This is a genomic window from Frankia sp. Hr75.2, from assembly GCF_949319125.1.
Lineage (GTDB): Bacteria > Actinomycetota > Actinomycetes > Frankiales > Frankiaceae > Parafrankia > Parafrankia soli.
This window is the reverse complement of record NZ_CASGGV010000042.1, coordinates 1-12,613: the sequence shown is the minus strand read 5'-3', so window position 1 is coordinate 12,613 and position 12,613 is coordinate 1. Positions and strand designations below refer to the sequence as shown.

The following is a 12,613-nucleotide window of genomic DNA, read 5'->3' as shown; positions in this document are numbered from 1 at the left end:
ACACCGGCGGACGTCAGCGGAACCGGCGCCCAGGCCCGGCCGACTGTGCGGACGAGCACGGACGCCGGCGGACGAACCGGACCGACTTTGCAAGGCAGGGGTTAGGGGTTCAAGTCCCCTCGTCTCCACCACGCAGAGTCACATACGTGCCGACCTGCGAAAACGTTCAATTTATTGATCGTTTTGCTGGTGTGGCTGGCTGCGTGTCGCGTGGCGGCGATGCGTTTGTGCAGGTCAGGGGCTTGTGGGTGGTTCAAGTCCCCTCGTGTTCCTCGGCTGTCTTGTTACTCACTGTAGTAAGTGCGGCTTGAGGGTCGAAGCGTCGTGAAGCTGCGATCCCGTCGAGGCCGGTGGCGAAGGTGGTGCTGTCGCGGTCGGATGTGCGGGTATGGCGAGGTGACCAGCCGCGTAGGCGTTCGGGGCATCGGAGGATCACGGCGTTGTCCCGGCTGGGCCGTCACCGGGATGAGGGCGCTGCCGGGAATGTGATGCGCAAGTCCAGTCCGCCGTCCTGCCTGGGGAGAGCGGTGATCCGTGCGTGATGGCTGTCGGAGATGGCCTTGACGATCGTGAGGCCGAGGCCGAACCCGCGGCGGCCTGCGTCACGTGTTCGGTCGGGCCGACCGCGCCGGAAGGGTTCGAAGAGCCCGTTCACGTCATGGGCGAGCAGTAGCGGGCCGCTGTTCGCGATGGCCAGGTACATCTGGCCGGTGCCGATCTTGATCCAGCCGCCCGGAACATTGTGGCCCTTGGGTCAGCGTGGGTCACGGTTGGAGCCCCCGATTCGGGCTGGAGAGTCGGACAGCCGGCTTCCGTAAGTCCAGCAGGTCGATGACGCGCCAGGCGACACCAGGCCATGTTGGCGGCTGCGGCTAGCAGGCCGAGGACGGGTGGGCGGTGAAGTCGAGGACGAGTTTGCCGAAGGTGGTGTCGCTGTCGAGGTGGTCGAACGCGGCTTCTGCCTGGTCGGCGGGGTACGTGGTGTCGACGACGGGCTGGAGGCGGCTGGCGCGGAGCAGCGGGCCGATCCGGCGGGCGAGCAGCCGGGTCAGGGCGGTCTTCTCGGTGTGGCTGCGGGTTCTGAGCATGCTTCCGTGCAGCGTGAGTCGTCGGGAGAGCACGTCGACGAGGTCGAGGTGCTGCTCGCGTGCCGCCAGGGCGCCCAGCAGGACGATCCGTCCGTGGCTGGCGGTCGCCGCGACGCTGGCGGCGAGGTCGGCGCCGACCAGGTCCAGCACCACGTCGGCCGGCCCTGTGGCGTCGAGGATGTCGCACGGGCTCGCGGGAACGAGCTGTGCGTGGTCGAGACCCAGGCGGCGCGCGGCAGCGAGCTTGGCGGCGGACCTGCTCGTGCCGATCGTGGTCGCGCCGGCCAGGTTCGCGAGCTGGAGGGCGGCGGTGCCGACGCCGGAGCCGACGGCGTGGATGAGGACCCGTTCGCCTGGTTGTGTGCGGGCGAGGGTGAACAGGGTGTCGTAGGCGGTGAGGAACGCCTCGGGTATCGCGGCGGCGGTGACGAGGTCGATGCCTTCGGGTGCCGGTGCGGTGTGGTCGGCGGGGACGACCACGTAGTCCGCCAGGGCGAGGCCGTTGGCCAGTCCCCACACCCGGTCGCCTGGCTGGAACTCCTCGACGGCGCTGCCGGTCTGGTCGACCAGGCCGGCGTATTCGAGTCCCGGCCGGGCTGGCGGGTTGGGGTAGCGGCGGTGGCGCATGAGGACGTCGGCCCGGTTGAGGGCCGCGCCGTGCACCCGGACCCGTACCTCTCGCGGCCCCGGCACCGGGGCCGGCCGGTCCACCAGCGCCGGCCGCAGGACACCGCCGCTGGACGGCGAGGTGGCACGGTGGCGGGTCTCACCGTGGGCAGTGGGGTCTCGGCCGGCTTCGAGGAAGTCGACGGCTCTCACGTCCGGCCCAGTCCGGGAAGGTGACTGATGGCGTGGCGGACGAGGTCGGTAAGGGCGTCGTGGTCGTCGAGGGCGCCGTCGGGAACGCTGTAGTAGGCGCGGACGGTCACGATCCTGCCGGCTGCGTGGTAGGTGAAGGGCCGGCTGCCCGCGGTCTCCCACGCCGGCCGTTCCCGGTCGGGGACTTTGACGTAGAGGGTGTCCATGACCATGGCAACCTGGCGGCCGGCGTGGCACAGTGCCCAGCCGCCGAAGAATCGTCGCAGGCTCATCCCGCCCAGCGGTTCGACTTGGTCGAGGACATGCTCGGCGAGGTTGTGATGCCCGCTCACGGCCGGGTGGGGGCGGTCCGGGCCGGCCGTACGGCATCGGCGACGAGTTCGGCGACCCGTGTCGAGGAGGCGGGGTTCTGCCCGGTGACGAGCTGGCCGTCGCGCAGGACGTGCGGGGCGAAGGGCTGGCCCGCGGCGTACCGGGCGCCGAGAGCGCGCAGCCGCTGTTCGAGCGAGAACGGGACGAGCCCGGTCGCGGCGACCAGCTCCTCCTCGCTGTCGCTGAACGCGGTCAGCTGCCGGCCGTCGACGACGGAACGTCCCGCGGTTTGGAGGTCCACGAGCGCGGCGGCGCCGTGGCAGACCGCGCCGACTGTCCCGCCCCGGGACAGGACGGCGGTCAGCAGGTCGGCGAGTGGCGGGTTGGCGGGGAAGTCCCACATCGTCCCGTGCCCGCCGACCAGGACCACGCTGTCGAAAGCGCTGTCGTCCAGACCGGCCAGCGGCACGGTCGCCGCGAGGCGGGCGACGGCGTCGGGGTCGGCGCGGAACCGGTCCACCGCGTCGGTGACCGCGGCCGGGGTGAGGCTGGCGGGATCGACGGGCGGCTGTCCGCCGGCCGGCGAGGCGAGGGTGACCTCGACGCCGGCGTCGGTCAGGACGTGGTACGGGGCGGCGAGTTCCTCGTACCAGAAGCCGGTGGGACGGTCGGAGTCGCCGAAGCGGGCGTGCGAGGTGAGGACGAGCACTGCTCGGGAACCGGACAAGGGGAGCCTCCAGGGGTATGTGAGCACGGCGAAGCAGACGTGGGCGAGGTCGATCAACCAGCGGGGGCCTGGCGTGCCCAGGGCTGTGTGCGGACGCGGATTCCGCGTCTGCCCAGGGTGAACCGCTTCGGTGGAGTGGTCGGTCAGCCGGGTGTTTCCCGCAGCGAGGTCACGATGTCGTCGGTGACCTGCCGCAGCCGTGACGCTTCGGCGCCGGACCGCACCAAGACCAGGACGCCCTGGTAGTCGACCAACAGACGCAGCGCGAGACGGCCGGCGGGCCGGCCCGCCGGGATCTGCCCGGCCTCCCGGGCACGTTCCACCGCGCCTGCGAAGCCCTGTTCGATCGCGTCCAGCCCGCGCCGCACGCCGCGGGTGGTGAGCTCGTCGAGCGCGTAGGACTCCACCGCGCTGTTCGTCACCAGACAGCCAGGGTCACGGTCCAGCCCGGTCTCGAACGTCGAGGTGAAGTAGCTCCGGACGCCGTCGAGCGGGTCGTCAACCCGTTCGAGATGGTCCGCGACCCGGCGGCGGACCACCCGGTCGACGTAGGCGTCCAGCGCCGACCGGAAGATCTCGTCCTTATTCCCGAACGAGCGGTGCAGACTCCCTGGGTGCAGCCCCGTCGCGGCCTCCAGGTCCCGCAGCGACGTGGCGTGGAAGCCCTGCCGGCGGAACAGCTGCATCATCGTCAGCAGGACCTCGTCCGAGTCGAACAGCTGCCGCCGCCCCATTACCACCCTCCGATAGTTGGTCGCTCGACCACAAATCTAGCGGAGCGGCCGGACCTGTCAACCCGTCGCCACGACGGCCGTTCCTCGGCAGTGGTTCTGCGAGCCAGACGGTGTACGGACCGGGCGCACGTTGTCGTCGCCCTCCCCGGGGCGGGCTGGCCGGGGAGCGGCCGGACCGACGCGTGGCCGATGGCGGGGGCGGACGCAGGAGTGGTCCCGCCGACGGTTCGGAGAACACCAGACGCTGGTCGCAGGATCGGCAGAGCTGGAGGGCTGGTGGAGCAGTGGACGGCGCCGACGCAGGGCCGACTGCTGCTGGGACGGGTTCGACCCGGCAGCGGGTCCAGGCCAGCGCACCCGCCGGCAGGACCAGGCGGGCGGTCGGGGCTGGGGACGGGTCAGTCGCTGGACGGGTCGTCGTCTGGTCGGGGGTGCTCGGCGAAGAACCGCCAGATGGTGTCGGTAGCGTCGAGGGCGGTCGACGGGGAGCTGGCGCCGAGGACCTGTGCGGCGGGTTTGGGGGTCGCTCCGGGCCATTGGTGTCCGGCGCCGGCGATCGTCACGAGTTCGACGGCCCGGCGGCTGGCCGGGCAGCTGGCCGTCGAGGTCGTGACGACGCCGACCGTGCTCGTGTGGGGCTCGGCGCAGCCGTCGACGGCTCGCCAGGTCGCGTTGACCTCGGGGACGGGCGGTCCGTCGATGGGCGGGCTGTTCGGGCTGTAGGGCTGTCCGGGCGCACCGTCGAATCGGATGATCGGGTCGTCGGTGCCGTGGATGTGGAGCACGGAGGTCGGGGCGGCGTCGGCGCAGTCGACGAGCATGGTGGTGGAGTCCACGCCGACGGCGGCGAACAGGTCGGTCTCGCAGGCCATCCGGTAGGCCATCGCGCCGCCGTTGGAGACGCCGGAGACGTAGATCCGGTCCGGGTCGAGGGTGATCTGACGGCCCAGTGACGCGACCGTCTCGGTCAGGAAGGCTACGTCGTCGACGCCGGAGCGGGCCGCGGGGCCGCAGCAGCCGCCGCCGGCGTTCCAGGACCGGTCGCTGCCGTCGGGGAAGACCGCGAGGAAACGGCCCGCGTCGGCGGCGGCGTCCCAATGGTAGGCCTGCTCAGCCTGGACCCCGCCGCCGTACCCGCCGTGCAGCATCACAACGAGCGGCGCCGGCTCGGTGACGCCGGCCGGCCGGTAGACGTGCACGGTCCGCGACGTGCCACCGCTGAGGACCGTCTGGGTGGACCTGCCCACCGGGATGTCGGACGGCGCCGGCGCCGTCCCGGTGTCCGGCGGACCCGGGCTGGCGGACGGGACGCCCGTGGGGCCGGTGGAGGTGGGAGCGGCCGGCGGCGGCGTCGCAGACGGCGCGGCGCTGGAGGCGCGGGTCGGGCTGGCCGGCGCCGGACCGGGCCCGCCAAAGCCGAGACCGCCCGGCGCGCAGGCCGTGAGGCCGGTCGCCAGCGCGGCGACGACGAGCGTCACGCGAACGCGGCGAGGCGGACGAAAGCCGCAGATCCTCTTCATGGCCGCATGATAGGCAAGGACCTTGCCTATCTGCAATGGCAGGATACTGGCGTGGGAGAGATGGCCCGGCCGCTCGGCGTGCAGACCGTTCCGGCTCTGGTGCAGACGCTGGCGATGACCCAGGCCGCGCGGGTCGCGGCCGGGTTCGCCGACGCCGGCCTGACCGGTCTCCGCCCCGGCCACGCGCAGCTGCTCGTCCCGCTGCTCGGCGGCGGCCGGCGGGTCTCCGAGCTCGCGGGCCACCTCGGGGTGTCACGGCAGGCGGTGGCGCAGGTGGTCACCACCCTGGAGAAGGGCGCCTACGTCACGCGGTCCGCCGACCCGACCGACGGCCGGGCCCGGGTCGTCGAGCTCACCCCGCGGGGGCTCGCCGCGCTGCGGACGATGCGCCGCACCGCGCTGGCCGTCGAACAGGAATGGGAACGGCACCTCGGCTCCGACCGGCTCGACGACCTGCGCGCACTCGTCGTCGCGCTGCTGACCGACACCAGGACCGACACCACCGCCGACTGACGAGCCACCAGGTCCCCGGAAGGCGTGCGGTGCCGCCCTTGACAGCTCGGCAGCGCGTCGGGCGCCTGACGATCCATCCGCTGGAAGCTGTCGGGTCGGCGGTCGGAGGCTAGGCCCAAGGGCGTCCGATTACGGCCGCTGTGGCCGCCAATACGGCTTCGCGCACCGACCGAGAGTTACCAAGTCGGCACTTGGCCGGACGGCTACTCGTGCTCGCGCTCCCGTTCACACCCGGCCATGACCAGTGCTGCGCCGCTCAGCATCGGGCGGGGTAGGCGAGGTTCAGCCGACCCGATCGAGGAGATCGGCGAGGTCCGAAGGCAGACCGGTTCGGTCAGGCGTCGGATCTTGCGTGAGCGAAGACGCCAAGAACTGACAGTCACCACCGACGCGGGCCGCCGGGAAGCCCTGGCATTGTACGAACCGACCTTCCGCCCCCCTGACCGGCATTCGCGGGCTGCCGACGCTGGCATTGATCGATAGGTCCAACCTATATACCCAGGTCAGAAGCTCGTTACGGAGCGTGGTGGCCCGTCGGGGGCTCGAATCCAGAGGTGCCAGTAACACTTCTAGAATAGTCGGCGACTCAACATAGCCATCCAGGCGGAATGCTATCTCATGTCGGGATCTTCGAGTGCGGCACAGCCGCACACCAGTCAATCCCTATTCGATCTTCCTGGCGTTCGTGTTGCCGGGGTAGCCGGCCCGTCGGATCTTCGCGTTGGCAGGTAGGGCAGGTCGATGGCCACGGTCGGGCCGTCGACCTGCAGGTTCAGGTTCGTATTAGTGCTGGTTGGGTGCGGACGACGACCGAGGTTCAGCGCGATGAAACCGCAGGTAGGTAGCTCGGAGTGTCTAGGTGCCGAGCGATATGATCGGCACCACGATGTTCGGGTAGTGGTTCGTATTGTGGACGGTTTTGTCCACGAGCTGGATTCGGTTGCTCGCTGACCTTCGGTCAGCTTCGCCACCAGCCGCGATGTCTGCCCGGGGGCGACCCCCGGACCCCCGGGTGTCGGGCTGCGCCCGACCTGGCGGGGTAGGCGTTGATGGTTATGTAGCCAACTGTGTAGCCAAGCCGGGTCAGTGTCGGTCTCCGTCCGGCTTGTCCATGGCCATACCGCTCAGGAAGTCGTCTATGGCGCCGTCGGCGGCGTGCAGGCGCTAGGGGAGAGCGTGGCCGTAGCGCTGTCTCGGTTGGACTGTCACCGGCGTGATAGCCCAGCAGGGAATGTGATGCGGAGGTCCATTCCGCCGTCCTGCCGGGGGAGCGCGGTGATCTGCGCGTGATGGCTGTCGGAGATGGCCTTGACGATCGTGAGGCCGAGGCCGAACCCGCGGCGGCCCGTGTCACGTGTTCGGTCGGACCGGCCGCGCCGGAAGGGTTCGAAGAGTCCGTTCACCTCACGGGGGAGCATTAGCAAGCCGCTGTTCGCGATGGCCAGGTACGTCTGGCCGGTGTCGATACCGGTGGTGATCTTGATCCAGCCACCCGGCACGTTGTGGTTGACCGCGTTCTCGACCAGGTTGCGGACGAGTTGGTGGAGCAGGATGGGGTCGCCGAGCACTGGAGCGGTAACCAGGTCGGCGGTGATCCGGGCGCTGGTCGGGGTGTCCGTGCTGGTCTGGGCGAGAACGTCGGCCGCGACGTCGGCGAGATCGACGGGGACCGGTTCGGTGAGTTCGTTACCTCCGTCGGCGAGGGTCAGGAGCCGGTCGACGAGGTCGGTGTTCCTGGTGTTGATGGCCAGCAGGCGGTCGGCGAAGTGCACAGTGTCGGGGTGAGCGGCCGGTTTGGTCGCTTCGAGCTCGATCACGGCGCGCTCCAAGGCGAGCGGGGTGCGAAGTTCATGGGAGGCGCTCGCGACGAAGCGGCGCTGGCTATCGAAGGCGCGGTCGAGGGTTTCGAGCATGGCGTCGAAGGCATCGGCTAGCCGTTGGGTGTCGTCGCTGTGTCCGGTCAGCGCGATCCGCCGGCTGAGGTCGCGGTGCGGGCCGGTGGACCGTGCGATCTGCTCGGCGGTGGCGGTGATGGCGTGGAGCGGTCGCAGGCCCCGGCCGGCGATGATCCAGCCGGTGCCCGCGGTGGCGAGGCCTATGGCAAGGACGATGCCGCTGCCCCGAACGAGCAGTGTGTCGAGGGCGGCGTTCCTGATCTTTTCCTCGTTGCCCCTGATCTGCTCGGTGAGGTCGTCGAGGCTGATCCGGCTCCCGTTGGGTGTGGTGATCGTCGCTTCGCCTGCCTGACCGGCCCGCTGTTGAAGAGCGGCGATGCGGGACTCGGCGTCTCCGGTGAGCTCTGCGTCGAGGCGGGCTTGGACGACCAGGTAGAGCAGCGTGAGGATGACCGCTCCGGCGAGAATCGACAGCGCGCCGTAGAGGACGGTGAGACGGGCGCGCAGGCTCAGGCGGCTCATCGGATGCGGTATCCGGCCGCCGGCAGCGTTTCGATCAGTTGAGGTGTGCCGAGCTTGCGGCGCAGTTTCATCACCGTCATGCGGACAGTGTTGGTGAAGGGATCGATGTTCTCGTCCCAGACCTTCTCCAGTAGCTGCTCGGCGGACAGGATGCCGCCGCTGGCGCGGAGCAGTTCGACCAGGACCGCGTACTCCTTGTTCGTCAGAGTGACGGAGCGGCCGTCTCGGGTGACGGTCCGGCTGGCTTGATCCACTCGCAGGCCGGCGCGTTTGAGAACTGGAGCGGCGGCCGGCGCGGTGCGGCGGGCGAGAGCGTGCACTCTGGCGGACAGCTCTGCCAGCGCGAACGGCTTCACGAGGTAGTCGTCGGCGCCGATCGCGAGCCCCTCGACCCGGGCGCGGATCGCCGAGGCGGCCGTGAGCATCAGCACCCGCGTCGATCGCTGGGCCGCCACGATCGCGCGGCAGACATCATCGCCATGCACGACGGGCAGATCCCGGTCCAGGACGACGACGTCGTAGTCGTGAGCGGCGTATTTCTCCAGCGCCTCGCCCCCGTCGTAGGCCACGTCGACCGCGAACGACTCGCGTGTCAACGCCTCGCAGAGCGCACCGGCGAGCTCTGGTTCGTCCTCCACGACCATCACCCGAACCATCCGCTCTCCACCCCTCTCCTCGCATGCATCGGCGATGCGGTGCCCGTCCAGAGTGGCGCCGCCGGCATAACCGGCGGATAACCAGCGGCCGCCGACGTTACGGCCCGGTTATCCGCGACGCAGTCCACTGGATGCCGTACTCGCTAGCCCAGTTCACGACGGAGGGCACGGATGATCAGGACCGCACGTCCGTTGGCAGTGGTGGCCGCCGGCCTGAGTCTGGTGGTCATGGCGTTGGCCGGTTGCGGCTCCGGCGGCGGCACGGCCCCGGGCGGGACGGCGTCCGGTGGCGGTAGCACGGGGACACCGACGGTACAGACGTACGCGCAGTGCATGCGCGACCACGAAATCGACATGGCTGACCCGGACCCGTCCACGGGAGTTCCGCAGTTCGGGGAGGGTGTTGATCCGGACGATCCGGCCGTGAAGCAGGCCCTGGCCGCCTGCCAGGATCTGCTGCCCGTCGGCAGTCGGGGAGAACCGAGCGACGCGGATCTCGACGTCTATGTGGCCTTCGCGCAGTGCATGCGCGACAACGGCCTGCCGAGCTTCCCCGACCCCCAGCCCGGCTCGGCCGGCGGCCTTTTCGCCGGCGCGGACGTCGACCGCAACGATCCGGCGTTCCAACAGGCGGCCCAGCAGTGCCAGACCATCCTGGACAAGGCGGGCGCGTGACCATGGCCGGAACCGGAACGGACGAGACCAGGACCGATGGGACTTTCGCGACCGCCCCACCGACGGCAGCCGAGCACGAGGCAGGCGACCGGCGTGTGCCGAGCGGGGCCTGGGCACGGGCGACGGTCGCCCTGCTGGCGAGCCCGCTACGGCGCCTTCCACGCCGGTACCTGTTCGTCCTCGCGGGGGCGGGAGTCGCCGTCCTGATCGTCGCCGCCGCGGTGGGATTCGGTGGCGGCTCGTCATCGCCGCCGACCGGTCTGGTTCCCGCGGCGACCGCGACGGTCCAACGCGGCACCCTCACCCAGACCCAGCAGGTCGGCGGCCTGATCTCCTACGGCGAGCCGGTAGGGCTCGTCGCCCAGCAGCAGTCCGGAGTCGTCACCTGGATCGCCGCGCCGGGCACGACGGTGAAGATCGGCCAACCCGTGTACGCGGTCGACGGCAGGCCGGTCATCCTCCTGCACGGCACCGCGACGCCGTACCGGACACTCGCCACAGGCACAGTGGGTCCCGACGTGAAGGAGCTGGAGGCCAGCCTCCAGGAGCTGGGCTACACGGGTTTCACCGTCGATGACACCCTCGACGCCGCCACCGCCCCGGCCGTGCAGGCGTGGCAGGCCAAGAGCGGGCTACCCGTCACAGGCACCGTCCCACCCGACCAGATCTTCGTCCACGACGGCGACATCCGGGTCGCCCTCCAGGCCATCCCGGTCGGCAGCCATCTGGGCCTGCAACCCAACCAGCAGGTCCTCACCTACAGCGGCACCACGCAGGTGGCATCGATCCCGCTGGACGTGTCGCTGCAACATCTCGTCCACACCGGCGACCCGGCGACCATCACCATTCCGACCGGTCAACGTCTCGACGGCACGGTCAGCAGCGTCGGCACTGTCGCGCAGACCATCGAGGAGCAGAACAAGACCTTCGTCACCGTGATCGTGTCGTTCGACGATCCGTCCGCGCTCGCCGGCGGCTTCGACTCATCGCCGGTGACACTGAGGATCGTCACGGAGCAGCGGACGAACGTGTTGATGGTGCCGATCACCGCGCTCCTAGCGAACCCGGACGGTGGGTACGCGGTACAGACCGTCCAGGACAGGCGGCCGGTGCTTCTGCCGGTCAAGGCCGGATTGTTCGCTGACGGCAAGGTCGAGATCAGTGGGGCGGGCATCACCGAGGGCGTCGCCGTGCGAGTCGCCCAGTGAGCGCCGCGGTTCCCATCGTCGTCCTCGACCAGGTGTCCAGGCGTTTTGGCCCGGTCAGCGCGCTGGCCGAAGTCAGCCTGCGGATCAACTATGGCGAGCTCGTCGGGATCGTCGGGCCGTCCGGATCGGGCAAGTCGACGATGCTCCACCTGCTCGGCACCCTCGACAGGCCGACGACGGGCACCCTTACCGTCGATGGCCAGCCGGTCCATACGCTGAGTGACGACCAGCTCTCGGCACTACGCGCGCAACGCATCGGGTTCGTCTTCCAGCAGTTCCATCTCGCCCCTGGCGTACCGGCATTGGACAACGTGGCCGACGGGTTGCTGTACACCGGCGTGCGCCGTGCGGAACGGCTCGAACGCGCGCGCGCCGCCCTTGACCGGGTCGGTCTCGGTCAACGAGTCCACCACCGGCCGCACCAGATGTCCGGCGGCGAACGCCAACGCGTCGCGATCGCCCGCGCCGTGATCGGCGAGCCAATGCTTCTGCTCGCCGACGAACCCACCGGCAACCTCGACTCATCGTCCGGGGGCGAGGTGATGGCCCTGCTACGACAGCTCCACTCCGCCGGAACCACTGTCGTGATCATCACGCATGACCGCGACATCGCCGCAGCCCTGCCGCGACGCATCGAGATGCGGGACGGCCGCAAGGTCGGCGACAGCGGAGACGTCCGGACACCTCAGGGAGCCCGCGTATGATCACCGCCCGATCAACGACCGATGCCTCTGCAACGAGTGACGCAGCTGCCCGGGACGGCAACTCGCCGACGAGCAGGCCCGGACCTGCGGCGTGCGTCGGACCGGTGCCGGATGTAAACAGGGTGCTTCGCCCGGTCCGGCTCGCGGCGCGGGATCTGATCCGAGTCGGCGCCGGCGGTCTGCGCTCGCGACCGACGCGTGTCGCGCTGTCCGCTCTGGGTATCGCGATCGGCATCGCGGCCATGATCTCGGTTGTCGGCATCTCCTCCTCCAGCCGGGAGGACTTCCACCGCCAGATCGCCGCACTCGGCACCAACCTGCTCACCGTCAGGCCCGGCCAGAACCTCTTCGGCGACCAGGCACACCTGCCGACCGAGGCCGTCGCAATGATCGGCGCGATCGGCGATGTCAAGTCGGTCAGCGCCACCGGCCTGGTGCCGGAAGCCAGGATCTACCGCAACGATCACATCCCGGCCGCGGAATCCGGCAGCATCGCCGTGCTGGCAACCAGACTGGACCTTCCCGACACCGTCGGCGCCAACATCGTCGCCGGTACCTACCTCAACGAGGCGACCCAGCACTATCCCGCCGTGGTCCTTGGATCGACAGCGGCGGCTCACCTGGGCATCGACTCGACCGGACCGGACCAGCAGATCTACCTCGGTGGCCGGTGGTTCACCGTCGTCGGCATCCTCGCCCACGTCGCCCTCGCACCCGAACTCGACCGCGCCGCCCTCGTCGGCTGGCCCGTCGCTGCCGACCTGCTCGGCTTCGACACCTACCCGACCACCGCGTACACCCGAGCAAACCCCGACCATGTCGAAGCCGTACAGACGCTGCTCGCCCGCACCGCCAACCCCGCGGCCCCCAACGAGGTTGACGTTTCCCGCCCCTCCGACGCCCTCGCCGCACAGCACGCGGCCGACTCCACACTCGGCGCGCTCCTGCTCGGCCTCGGATCGGTCGCGCTACTCGTCGGCGGCATCGGCGTCGCGAACACCATGGTCATCTCCGTCCTCGAACGACGAGGCGAGGTAGGACTCCGCCGCGCCCTCGGCGCCACCCGCGGGGACATCCGCAACCAGTTCCTCGCCGAAGCGCTTCTCCTGTCCACGCTAGGCGGGATCACAGGACTCATCCTCGGCACCGGCGTCACCACGTGCTACGCCACCACTCAGGCCTGGCCAACCGTCGTCCCGTCCTGGGCGATGCTTCTCGGACTCGGCGCCACCCTCGTCGT

The 12,613-nt window shown here is 70.1% G+C and carries 13 protein-coding genes; 5 read left to right on the top strand and 8 right to left on the bottom strand.

The window, feature by feature from the left end; translation table 11 throughout:
• Positions 1 to 457: 457 nt before the first annotated feature.
• The 6 genes from AC559T_RS04755 to AC559T_RS04730 form a co-directional block, all read right to left on the bottom strand.
• A complete protein-coding gene (locus AC559T_RS04755; protein ID WP_498867887.1) occupies positions 458 to 718 on the bottom strand; it encodes an ATP-binding protein in 261 nt (86 codons plus the stop codon).
• Positions 719 to 872: 154 nt separating this feature from the next.
• The gene (locus AC559T_RS04750; protein WP_498867885.1) at positions 873 to 1,907 is read right to left on the bottom strand and encodes a zinc-binding dehydrogenase; all 1,035 of its coding nucleotides are present in this window, start codon (positions 1,905 to 1,907) and stop codon (positions 873 to 875) included.
• Positions 1,904 to 2,239 (bottom strand): TfoX/Sxy family protein, encoded by a 336-nt coding sequence (locus tag AC559T_RS04745; RefSeq protein WP_498867884.1) that lies wholly within the window; start codon positions 2,237 to 2,239, stop codon positions 1,904 to 1,906. The genes AC559T_RS04750 and AC559T_RS04745 overlap by 4 nt, the downstream gene beginning before the upstream one ends.
• Positions 2,236 to 2,946 (bottom strand): type 1 glutamine amidotransferase domain-containing protein, encoded by a 711-nt coding sequence (locus AC559T_RS04740; protein ID WP_498867883.1) that lies wholly within the window; start codon positions 2,944 to 2,946, stop codon positions 2,236 to 2,238. The genes AC559T_RS04745 and AC559T_RS04740 overlap by 4 nt, the downstream gene beginning before the upstream one ends.
• A 143-nt stretch (positions 2,947 to 3,089) precedes the next feature.
• Positions 3,090 to 3,680, bottom strand: a complete 591-nt coding sequence (locus AC559T_RS04735; RefSeq protein ID WP_498867882.1) for a TetR/AcrR family transcriptional regulator — start codon at positions 3,678 to 3,680, stop codon at positions 3,090 to 3,092.
• 398 nt (positions 3,681 to 4,078) lie between these two features.
• Entirely contained in the window at positions 4,079 to 5,200 is a 1,122-nt protein-coding gene (locus AC559T_RS04730) for an extracellular catalytic domain type 1 short-chain-length polyhydroxyalkanoate depolymerase (RefSeq protein WP_498867881.1), read from the bottom strand.
• A 60-nt stretch (positions 5,201 to 5,260) separates the two neighbouring features.
• On the opposite strand from AC559T_RS04730, the gene AC559T_RS04725 reads away from it, so the two are divergent.
• Positions 5,261 to 5,713: a MarR family winged helix-turn-helix transcriptional regulator gene (locus AC559T_RS04725; protein WP_498867886.1), complete on the top strand. Its 453-nt coding sequence runs from the start codon at positions 5,261 to 5,263 to the stop codon at positions 5,711 to 5,713.
• A 1,205-nt stretch (positions 5,714 to 6,918) separates the two neighbouring features.
• Here AC559T_RS04725 and AC559T_RS04720 read toward each other — a convergent pair.
• Both AC559T_RS04720 and AC559T_RS04715 read right to left on the bottom strand, forming a co-directional pair.
• Positions 6,919 to 8,130 (bottom strand): sensor histidine kinase, encoded by a 1,212-nt coding sequence (locus tag AC559T_RS04720; protein WP_131626106.1) that lies wholly within the window; start codon positions 8,128 to 8,130, stop codon positions 6,919 to 6,921.
• A complete protein-coding gene (locus AC559T_RS04715) occupies positions 8,127 to 8,786 on the bottom strand; it encodes a response regulator transcription factor (RefSeq protein ID WP_112108406.1) in 660 nt (219 codons plus the stop codon). The genes AC559T_RS04720 and AC559T_RS04715 overlap by 4 nt, the downstream gene beginning before the upstream one ends.
• A gap of 171 nt (positions 8,787 to 8,957) precedes the next feature.
• Here AC559T_RS04715 and AC559T_RS04710 point away from each other — a divergent pair, with 171 nt between their 5' ends.
• From AC559T_RS04710 to AC559T_RS04695, 4 genes are all read left to right on the top strand, one after another.
• Complete coding sequence (locus AC559T_RS04710) at positions 8,958 to 9,461, top strand: hypothetical protein (RefSeq protein WP_071059620.1); 504 nt, start codon at positions 8,958 to 8,960, stop codon at positions 9,459 to 9,461.
• Between the two features lie 2 nt (positions 9,462 to 9,463).
• Positions 9,464 to 10,669, top strand: a complete 1,206-nt coding sequence (locus tag AC559T_RS04705; RefSeq protein ID WP_243657661.1) for a peptidoglycan-binding protein — start codon at positions 9,464 to 9,466, stop codon at positions 10,667 to 10,669.
• On the top strand, positions 10,666 to 11,373 hold the full coding sequence (locus AC559T_RS04700) for an ABC transporter ATP-binding protein (protein WP_498867880.1): 708 nt from the start codon (positions 10,666 to 10,668) through the stop codon (positions 11,371 to 11,373). The genes AC559T_RS04705 and AC559T_RS04700 overlap by 4 nt, the downstream gene beginning before the upstream one ends.
• Before the next feature lie 122 nt (positions 11,374 to 11,495).
• A partial coding sequence (locus AC559T_RS04695; protein ID WP_498867879.1) for an ABC transporter permease occupies positions 11,496 to 12,613 on the top strand: 1,118 nt, incomplete at its 3' end.